The sequence below is a fragment of the Lachnoclostridium sp. genome (genome assembly GCF_031997925.1).
In the GTDB taxonomy this organism is placed as follows: Bacteria; Bacillota; Clostridia; order Lachnospirales; family Lachnospiraceae; genus Lachnoclostridium.
The window spans coordinates 30,933-42,126 of the sequence record NZ_DAMADT010000039.1; the positions used below are offsets into that span (position 1 = coordinate 30,933).

Here is an 11,194-nt window from a genome sequence, read left to right on the forward strand (position 1 = left end):
AACGATTGATTCACCACTTGGCATTAAGCAATCCGGTTGCAGATACCAGCCTCCCATGATATGCCACTTGTTTTCTTCAACTAGTTTTTGTATTCTTTTAAATAATTTCGGATCGTATTTTTCTACCCACTCATATAGTAACGCTTCATTATGATTAAATATAAAACCATCATATTTTTCACAAAATGCAGCGGCGACCCTAAATGTTGATAATGTTTCAGCGACTCCTTCTTTCCGCTGCCAAAGCCAAACAGGGTCTAAATGAGCATTACACAGTAAATGTATTTGTTTCATCGTTTTCCTCATTTCTGCGCTGCTTTTTGCGCATCTTAAGTTTGTGTGCGCAGCGCAGACACAAACTTGCTGAGTGAAAGATTTGAAAAATCTTTCACTCTTCCTCCCTCTGCCGTATTATCACGACCTGACTATATACTTATATTTTTAACTAATAATTCATAACCCTTTGGCACAATGACCTCACGGTGAACTCCCTTTTCGTCTGAAGATATATGAATCTTTAATTGTTCACCATCTATAGGAAGTATCAGATCGAGCGAAGTGAATAGCTGATTGACCGGGTGCATTTCAATTACTTTCCCAATCTTGTCAATTCTGCTAATACCAACTGCATCTCTGTGAATACAGCGAATTACATGGGATGCGAATCCATGATTACAGCTTGCATATGGCTCATTATGTTCCCACAAGGTTCCTACCTTTACCGCCATACCTAGGAAATAACCTTCTATTTCTTTTATTACTCTATCTCTCTCATAAAACTTAGATAATAATTCAAGTCTTAGATAATTACCTATAAAAGCATTAGAAGGATGAATATAACTATATGTACCAACCTTATTCAAAGGTCCAAAATTTTGTAATAATATATTCCATAATTCATAGTTTTTCTCAATTGTTGCTATATCAAAATAAAATGCATAATATTGTGTCGTTTCTGTAATGTTATTTGTTAGTTCTAATCTTCCATTCAATCGAATAGCATTGTCAATAAAAAAGTTCCCATTAAAACCTTGTTCTAATATGACTTTCTTAATATTTTCTGATTTTTCAATCAGGCCATTATCTTGATACAATTTACCAGCTACTTTCAAGGCGTAAGAATAAAGCATGTTTGTAGGGTAATTCACATCTTGAATAAAGTCATTGCATTTTGACCACTCCACAAAGATCCAGCCGTCTAACTGCTCTAATAATCCATATTCATTCTCATACTTTTGAAAGTATTCAAAAAGTTGATATACCCTGACTTTCGATCTTTCCACCATTTGTTTATCATTCGTTCTCTGATAAAATTCATAAAGTTCCAGAACAAACCAAAGCGACCAGTTGGGTATAAATACACTATCATAATGATCTGCCGGATAGCACATAGGTAGCATCCCCTTTGGCAGATAGTCAAAAGTCTCTGGTAACAAATAATTCTCTATAAAATTATTTTCAATCTTTGAATTACCTGTGAGGTCATATTCAACTCTTGATGTAAAATAGCTGTCACATAACCACCCTGCCCTTTCTCTTGATGGACAATCCATATATATATCAACTGCATTTTGCATAAAGGTATGTAATCCAGCTTGATATATTTGATTGATTGCATCGTTATTACAATGAAAGAATGCTAAATTAGTATCTGGATTTTTTAATTCTCGTATATATACTGACTCAATGAAACAATCACCTTCTACAACAATGATTTTCATATATTTCATTGTGTAAGGTTCTATTGTCTCTAACTGGTATTCTCCCTCTTCTAATCCATACTGAATTACGTTGACACATTCAAGTCTTTTAAAGTCAATATCTCCTTGGCTAAGCACTTCATCAAATACAATATAAAGTTTTGTTTTGTTACTACATTTGATTTTTAAACCTATAAAACCTGTAATGTTATTCTCAAACGCATACATAACAGCAGTATTTTCTAGCAAATTGAGGCCCTGATCCATAGGGTACTTAGTATAAATAGAATCTGTCTCTATGGTCTCAATCTTTTGTATATCATCTGATAGATGCAGTGAAAGTTCATCTTCTGTATATCCTTTTAAAGTTTCTCCTATATGAAGCAAGGAACGATCCTTCCAAAGATTTGTAACTTCTTTGATTCTTATATGTTCTTTTTGAATAATATATCTAGGATATGTATTTTCTAAAGCAGGGTAAGAAACACCTCTCTCAAGAAGATTCTTTTCCTCTAATATCTCACAAGAAAGAATACGATTGGGAAAGAATTGACCTGTCCTCCATAGAACATCATTACTGTTATATTGATACGCCTCTACAAAGGGTCTTTGAAAACTATATCTTTGTACTTTTTGTATCTTATATGGAAGTTCTAATGCCTCAAATCCTTCATTCCCTTTAAGCCCCGTAGCATTTAATATCTTATTACCACAAGTAACTTCTGCTAATAAAAATGATTCCTGATCTAGGGTGTAATAACTGTTTACATTATAACCTACGACCTCAATGGCTAATCTATTATGAGAGTTATTCAGTTTGTCTGTTAAATTATATTCGTCAATTCTATAATAGTCATGTGCACTCCTTGCGGGACCGAATCCAATATAATTACCATTTAAATAAATACGGTATATTGAAGATGCTGTAATATGAAGGATGGTTGGTGCACTATCCTCTTTCATTATATCTGCACCAAAACCAATTAATAGATTCTTTTCTGTGCTTCTACCTTTTGGCCATATAGGCTGAGCTATATTTAATTTTATCATTCAATTAACCACCTTATTATTATTTAAATAGTACCTGCTTTCTATTTTGCTTCGCTATATCAGGTAATTCATCAAAAATGTGACGAATGGGTTCTAGTACGATTTCATTATTAAAAATATATTTACCATGCTCCAAATATTGAAAGCTACCTGTACAATCTATTGAAATAGGAAGTGAAGAATTATCATAACCTAATAACAAACCACCATGAAAATATTTCTTATATTCACTTGGTGTATTTTTATTTTGCATCTTTTCAGCTCGTAACGAGATAGGAAATTGAAGACTTATCTTTAATCCCTCTTCCACAGGCACTGTTACCTGCACAAAACCTTCTTCTACACAAACGGTTTGGCATTTCCCATTCACAAGGACCTTTATACTATTTTCAGGTACCCAAGAGGGAATATAAAACTGTATGTTCTTTTCGCCCTTCCTTTCCAGTCTCCCGGCCAATTTGCCTGATCTGCTTCAAAAACTTTTTCAGGTCGGTACCAAACACTCTCTAACCTAGAGTAATTCAATAAGGTTCTCATTGCTAAGTCACCATAAATTTGTATGTTATCTAAACTAATACTATTCATTATAATCACACCCTTTCTCTTTTAATGTAATATCAACTTTTCTGAAAATGAGGAAGTATACGATTCATACTTCCTCATTCATACTTTAACTATTTACCTAAAGATATTTTAAACACTGCTCTCATTTCTTCTGTTGCAGCATCATAATCACCATTTGCCTTGAAGTCATCTAAAATTTCTTGCCATACTTTATTGAATTCTTCATCAGATTTTGTTGATAATAAGGATGCAATCTTTGTTGTTTTAATAACACTCCAATAATAACCACTCGCTGTATTCGATTTTTCACCTGCACTCGGTAACACAGTACCGTCTCTGTTAAGCATCTCTGTTGATACATAAGCATAGGAAGACGTATAAGCATCCATTTTTAATGGATAGCTACGATCCACAGATTTCTCATTGAATAATATGGCAGGTGCACATAAGGTTGCTTTCGCATGTGGTGCATAATCTTTACCAACAAGACCGTAATATTCTGCCCCACGTCCATCTGCTGTCTTTGCGTTAGAAATTACATCATTGGCAAATTCTGTATCTTTAAATACTTTTACGCCATCTTTTATTTCCCATAGTCCAGCACTTTCAGGTCCCCAGGACATTAAATCCTTTGCTTCCTCTGTTTGAAACCAATCGAAATATTCTAATAATCTTGGTATATCTTTGCAATTTTTATTAATCATGATATTCTTAAATCCACAAGGGAAAGAAGCGTCAACATATGAATTTGCTGATGTTTCCGGCCATGGAATAACTTTTAGATCACTACCTTGTTCTTTTAGGCTTGCTCTAACTGTAGCAAGATCAATTCCGCCTGGGAAAACAACTGCAACTCTACCAGACGCTACTTTTTCCTGGTATTGTTCACCCTTATGTATAATATAATCCTTATCAATTAAATCTTTATCAAACCAATTTTTCCATGTTTTATAAAATTCTTTCATACCAGGATTAAATAGGAATCCACTTACTTCCATCGTATCTGGATTACAGTACCATCCACCAGTAGGAGCGCTAAGAACACTCATATGAAATCCACCCCAATCAGGAAGGGATAGTGGAATAACCGGTTTTCCATCAACTTTTAAATTAAGCTCTTTTACTTTTGTTAATAATGTTTCTAAATCTGCTACTGTCTTAATTGACGGAGTAATCTGTATGTCTTCATCTGTAATTTTTCTAGAATTAGCATCCAATTCAGATTGTAATTCACTTACTGTTTTGACTGTATACCCTGCTTGTTTTAAAATGCTTTCATTAACAAGTAATGCCCAGTTACCTGGTCTTGAATAGTAAGGATCATTTACAACATCCGCTAATTGAGGATTTTCCAGGTCAATTTCACCACCACTCATATCACCAGGTATCGCAACTAGTTTCCCGTCAACAGATAATCTATTCCAACCTATATCACTTATATATTTATCTGTATTTTTCATTAAATCTTTATATTCTGATAAATCAGCAAAAGCACCTGTTTCGTAAAATGCAGCTATATTAGGATTATCAACAATAACAACATCTGGAACAGTATCAGAAGCAACTAACATATTAATTCTCTCAATTGGTGTCATCCCCCCATTGAAAGTAACATCAGATACGCTAATACCAAATTTTTCTTTAATTGCAGGTGACACTACATCATTTGGATTATCATAATCTGCACTAGCTGTTTCATCGAAAACAGTTAATACGCTATATTGTATAGGTTCTTTTGTATCAGATGCTGCACTCTCACCATTTTGTCCTGCGGAAACGGCCACATCATCTTTCGTCTCTTTCTTGTCTTTACTACATGCTGTTAAACTCGATACAATCATGGTTAATATTAATAGTACACTGATAAATCTCAAACTTTTTTTCATATCTGTCCTCCCTTAAATTAAGTAGTTTCTAAATTTTAGATGCATATGGATCCTATATGCACCTTATGTAAAGTCCAATTGAACCTACATTCAAATTATTCTTTTACTGCACCTAGCAACATTCCTTTTACAAAATATTTTTGTAAAAATGGATAAACAATTACAATTGGTACCGTTGCTACAATCACTGTGGCCATTTTTAAGGCCTCCGATGTGACGCTAGTGTTTTGTTGCATCTTTTTCATAATATCTAAAATACTATTTGTCTGTGATTCAAGAATAAGCTTTTGTAATATTGTTTGAAGTGGATACATCGTTCCCTTGTTAATAAACAAGAATGCATCAAACCATTCATTCCATTGTGATACACCGATGAACAAGCCAATAGTAGCAATAATAGGTTTACTATTTGGAATTACAATTTTACAAAATATCTTAAAATCTGAAGCACCATCAATGCGGGCTGATTCCTCTAATCCGCTCGGAATTTCTTCAAAGAATGATTTCATAATCAACATATGAAATCCACTAAATAACATTGGTAGTATATAAACTAAGTAGTTGTTAATTAGGTGTAACTTGGTAATTAAAACATAATAAGGAAGTAATCCACCACTAAAATACATGGGAATTAAGAAATATATTAAAATTTTCTTTTTACCAATTAAAGTGCTTTTTGATAAAGAGTATGCAGCCAATGAGGTTACTGTTAAGTGAAGTACAGTACCAACAACTGTCCTCCCGACTGATACAAAAAATGCCTTTACTATACCATTATTTGCAAATACTGCACGAAAATTTTCTAATGTTGGTTTAAGTGGATAAAACGTAACAACTTTTGCAGTACTTGCAACTCCATCACTGAGGGAATACATTAAAACATACCAAAATGGATAGAGTGTTAAAAAACATAGGATTACCAACAAAAAGAAATTAAGAAACGAAGAAACTTTACTACCTTTACTTGTTTTATATTTCATATTTTTTCCTCTCATCTGCATGGTTAATCTATAATTGAATGACCATTCATCTTTTTTGACCACTTAAAACCAATGAATACCAAAACTATTGAAAATAGTGATTGTGCCAATCCAACTGCAGTTGCATAAGAATATTTTGCAAGCTGAATACCTGTTCTATAAACATAGGTATCAATTACTTCAGCTTGTGTTGCCACTAATGGATTCATTAAATTATAAACCGAATCAAATTGTCCACGAACTAGGTTTCCTAGATTAAGAATGAACATCAAAGCTATCGTTGGTGCAATACATGGTAACGTGATATGAAGAATTTGTTTGAATTTCCCCGCTCCATCTACCATTGCTGCCTGATAAAGTTCGGGATTGATACTAGATATTGCAGCTAAATAAATAATTGAATTCCACCCAACTTCTTTCCATACATTTGACAAAATTAAGATAGTTTTAAAATATGCTCCTTCTCTCATAAAATTAATTTCATCATGCCCAAAGAATTTAATTATTAAATTTAAACCACCATAGGGATCTAATATTCTATATACCAATGTTGCAACGATAATCCAGGATACAAAATGAGGTAAATATGTAATTGTTTGAAAGAGTTTCTTCATCCTTACGTTTTTTACATTATCTATCATTAAAGATAATATAATTGGTGCTGGGAAAACAAATACAATTGAAAGTAAACTTATTTTTATTGTATTCATAAATGCATGAATGAAAGTTGGATCTTTAACAAACTTCACAAAATTCTCTAGTCCGACAAACTCATTACCAAAAAAACCATTTTGAACTTTAAAGTCTTGAAATGCAATTCCAATACCAACCATAGGTAGGTAGTTAAATATGAAAACTGCAATTGCAGCTGGCAATAGGAATAGATAATACATCTTTTGCCTTCTTATTCTTGATAACGTCGTTATTAAAGAATTATTAGTTTTATTTGTATTTTTTATCATTTTATCATTCCTTCTCTCACTCTCTTGTCTATGCTAATATAATAGTATATGAATAACCAACATGAAAGTCTATAACTCACAGATATACACTAACATTCCACAGTTGTTCGTTTGAAGTAAAAAAAAGAAACTCCAATATCATATAATGAAACATAGTTGATGTAATTCTGCTCATTAAATAATATAGAGTTTCTTAATACTTATTTATAATATTAATACATTGCAACTTCTCTTACTCGTTCCTAAGAGGATTATTGTAAACCTTAGCCATGTTAATTATTCTAAATCAAATCTCCTATTTTTCCAATATGTTCTTCCTTACTTAGAATTGGAATAGTTACTGTCACTCGAGTTCCAATATCTACTTGAGTATCAATTCCCAGTCCATATTGAGTACCAAAATAAAGTTTAATACGATCAGCCACATTTTTTAAACCATATCCACTTAATAATGATTCATAGTCATTTGTTAGTACTTCCAATCCTTTTTCCTGTGTCATGCCAGTCCCATTATCCTCTATAACAAATATAATATCATTGGAATCGTTGCTAACTTTAATGCTAAGTTTTCCTTTTTTCTTTAGAGGTCTTAATCCATGTACCAATGCATTTTCTACTATCGGCTGGATAATTAGATGAAGCGTGTAATAATCTAGAACTTCATTTTCTATTTCAATGTTTTCTTCAAAATCCATGTTATACGTGAACTTATATATTTGAATATAACATTTAATAAGATCAAGTTCTTGTTTTATGGTTGCAATCACCATTCCCTTATTCAAATGATATTTAAAAAATCCTGTGAGTTGTTCCACAACATTATCAATATCTTTCGCTCCAATTTCTTTTGCTTTCCAACGAATAGTAGCTAATGTATTGTAAATAATATGTGGATTAATGTTAGCTTGTAATAGTTCTAATTTTAATCGACTACTTTCTGTTTGTAGAGTCATTTCGGTTTCAACATGGTTATTAATTTCTTTAATTAAAGAATTAAACATATTGTCCAATTGACCAATTTCATCGTTCCCCTCAATTGGGTCTAGTTTTTCATAACGATCTTCTTTGATAATAGCCATCTTTTTCATAATCTTTGATAAACGTTTTGTAATAACATTAGACATAACAATGGTTATTAAAATGGATGACACAATCGCTATAATTAGTATGAATAAGGTAGCGTCTTTAATAGAGGACATACTCTGAGTAATTTGTCTATAAGGATAGATTCCAATCATATGCCATCCGGTCACTCTAGAAACATTATTGACAACAATATATTTCTCGCCGCCAAAATCTATGATAGAATCACCTGTATCTTTATCTTTTATTCTTGGTAATAAAACTTGAGCATCCTCCAAATTTATATTATTATTTCTACTACTAATAAAATTATCTTCATCATCAAACAAATAAATATCCATTAATTTTTCATTATCACTTAAAGAAATTAAATCTATAATTTTTGATTTTGGTATGAGAATTGATAGAATACCTATTGGCTTTAACGATTTGAAATCTTTATGTACTCTATTAACAGAAATAAATTCCTTTCCCTGATCCTGAAACAATCCACGCCACTTTATTCTACCATTTTCCTTTTCCGTAGATTTTACCCACTCTTCATTTGCAATCTTATTATATTCTCTAACAATACCTCCATCAATCGGAAATGTAGAATTCATTGTATAAATTTTTACTTTTGAGTTCAGTAGAACATAAGAGTTATTAGAATATTTGCGTTCTATGACATCATCCATAATAGGATCAATTGTCTTATAAATTTCATTTTGATATGCATCTAAAACATGTAAAACATTCTCTTTTTCATAGTTTCTTGTAAGTGCTCGTTGAATTAAAATATTAGAAAAAATAGTATCACTTTTAATTACATAAGAATCTAGTATACTATCTAAAACAAAAACCGTACTATCTAGTTTATTGGTTATAAAAGCTTTTTCATTATTCTCAAGCCTTCTAATAGATAAATTATAAGTACTGATTCCAACCAATAAAACAATAAAAAGTGTAAAGGTAGTATAAACAATGATTAGTTTCTTCTTTAATGAATAATCTCTATAAAAAATTTTAACAAACTGCATCATGCTTTCCTCCCAGTAAAAACTATTTTGATGCTGTTAATTTATATTCTTTCGGCGATAAGCCGGTCCATCGCTTAAATAATGTACGAAAATATGCTTCATTTTTATAACCAACCATTAGACTAATATCCTGTATTCTATAATTATCCTTGTGAGTAATAAGCTTTTTTGCTTTATTCATTCTTACTTGTGTAAGATAATCTAAAATAGTTGTATCTGTTTCTGCTTTATAATAATTGTTAAGATAATTTGCATTGTAAAATAGTGCTTGCGCTATGGAATTTACAGTGATTGGTTCCCTATAATGTTCTTCAATATAGCAAGCTATTTCATCTGTAAGCTGGTGCCCTCTACGTTCTTTTTTATTATTTATATAGTTTATTGTAAAACAAATAACATTTCTTAGCCACATCTTAACATCATATATAGTTTCAAACTTCATGAGCTTCTCCCAAATCAATTCTTCTTTCCCAAATATATCTTCGAATGTTATTGAAAATTCATTGATTGCGTTCTGAATACACATAATAATCATAAAACATGTATTACGAACAACTCTCTTTGATGCAGACGCCTCAAATCCTTCAAACAATTTTATTACAAATTGACTTGCTAAGCCTTCATTTCCTGAAAGCAATATCTCATTTATTTTGGTTTGGATATCGGTAAGTTCTAATGATTCAATCTTTTTTATATTTTTTATATCTTCATAATTAATAATCTGCTTTGTACCTAAGTTAAATTTATATTTTAGGGCATCTAGCGCATGCTGAAAGGTTTCTCCAATTTGTTCAAAATCGCAAGTAACTTCGCTAATTCCAATGGATATACCAATACTATTCTTACTCAGCGTTTCAATAATTCGGTCTCCAATGGAGTAAGCTTCTTCTAAAATATTAACTTCATTCTCATTGTCAGATGATAGTAGAAGTGCGAAATTTCTGTCCATTCTCACGTCTATAATTCCAGATTGATTGCTAATAATATGATTAATACTTTGCTGTAAGTGCATACATAAAATTTCTTGTTGTTCAAAGTCCTTTTGAGATACAACATTATCGTAATCATCAAATTCTACAGCCAAAATAAGATAACAACGTTTATATATAGTAAGTTCAAAGTACTCCATTCTCTCTAACATTTGTCTCTTATTATGATACTTCCCATAAAATAAATCTTTCTTAAATTTATCAGTTAAAAATGGTTTGCTTAACCTAACTAACTCGAGCAGTTCTATTTCCTGCTTATGTTTTTCTTGTTCACATTTTTTTTCATCTATTACTTTTCTGATTACTTGTAATACTTCCTGCTCTTCTACTGGTTTTAGAATATAAGCATAGGCATCAATATCAATAGCACGCTTTGCATAATCGAATTTATTGTAATTACTCATTAATATAATTTTAATATCATCGTATTGATTGCTAAGTATTTTCCCCAACTCTAGACCATTCATTAAGGGCATTTCAATATCAGTTAAAACAAAGTCTGGCTTATGGTCTTGAATATACTGCAATGCTTCTTTTCCATTTTCACATTCACCAATTATACTAACTTCTAAATTAGATTTAATAATAACTTCTTTAACAAATTCTCTTTCAATATAAAAATCATCAACTAAGAGTAGTTTATACATTATTATTCACCCTTTTTCTTTTAACTTAACATAATTCTTATCATTTGTATATTTGCTTAAATCTATTTCTGTGATTCATAAACTAAATACTGTGGTTTACCTTTTATTCGTTACGGAAGTTAATGCCACTATGTCGATATTCATTATAGTCAGTTCATCTTATTTAATTCATCTAAAATAAAATCTTCTAGTTTTTTTGATCTAGAAGATTTCTAATATTGACACGCAGATTTTTTCATTATATTTTAGCCTAACTTACCATTCCCCCAGGCTGCATCAAAGGATAATGCAACTTGTTTTTTCTCTGTCTTTAC

At 31.3% G+C, this 11,194-nt stretch carries 8 protein-coding genes and 1 pseudogene; all 9 read right to left on the reverse strand.

Going from position 1 to position 11,194, the window contains the following annotated elements:
• A pseudogene (locus RTP52_RS18150) lies at positions 1–294 on the reverse strand (alpha-mannosidase); the annotation flags it as partial.
• Positions 295–425: 131 nt separating this feature from the next.
• Positions 426–2,750, reverse strand: a complete 2,325-nt coding sequence (locus tag RTP52_RS18155; RefSeq protein ID WP_312372790.1) for an alpha-L-rhamnosidase-related protein — start codon at positions 2,748–2,750, stop codon at positions 426–428.
• Positions 2,751–2,769: 19 nt separating this feature from the next.
• Positions 2,770–3,078, reverse strand: a complete 309-nt coding sequence (locus tag RTP52_RS18160) for a hypothetical protein (protein WP_331661866.1) — start codon at positions 3,076–3,078, stop codon at positions 2,770–2,772.
• A gap of 50 nt (positions 3,079–3,128) precedes the next feature.
• Positions 3,129–3,335: a hypothetical protein gene (locus RTP52_RS18165; RefSeq protein WP_312372801.1), complete on the reverse strand. Its 207-nt coding sequence runs from the start codon at positions 3,333–3,335 to the stop codon at positions 3,129–3,131.
• Between the two features lie 89 nt (positions 3,336–3,424).
• Positions 3,425–5,200: an extracellular solute-binding protein gene (locus RTP52_RS18170; protein ID WP_312372793.1), complete on the reverse strand. Its 1,776-nt coding sequence runs from the start codon at positions 5,198–5,200 to the stop codon at positions 3,425–3,427.
• A 95-nt stretch (positions 5,201–5,295) separates the two neighbouring features.
• A complete protein-coding gene (locus RTP52_RS18175) occupies positions 5,296–6,180 on the reverse strand; it encodes a carbohydrate ABC transporter permease (protein WP_312372795.1) in 885 nt (294 codons plus the stop codon).
• Between the two features lie 23 nt (positions 6,181–6,203).
• On the reverse strand, positions 6,204–7,142 hold the full coding sequence (locus tag RTP52_RS18180; RefSeq protein ID WP_312372796.1) for an ABC transporter permease: 939 nt from the start codon (positions 7,140–7,142) through the stop codon (positions 6,204–6,206).
• A 281-nt stretch (positions 7,143–7,423) separates the two neighbouring features.
• Positions 7,424–9,247, reverse strand: coding sequence for a sensor histidine kinase (locus RTP52_RS18185; RefSeq protein ID WP_312372797.1), 1,824 nt, complete (start codon positions 9,245–9,247; stop codon positions 7,424–7,426).
• Between the two features lie 19 nt (positions 9,248–9,266).
• Positions 9,267–10,880: a response regulator gene (locus tag RTP52_RS18190; protein ID WP_312372798.1), complete on the reverse strand. Its 1,614-nt coding sequence runs from the start codon at positions 10,878–10,880 to the stop codon at positions 9,267–9,269.
• Positions 10,881–11,194: the final 314 nt, after the last annotated feature.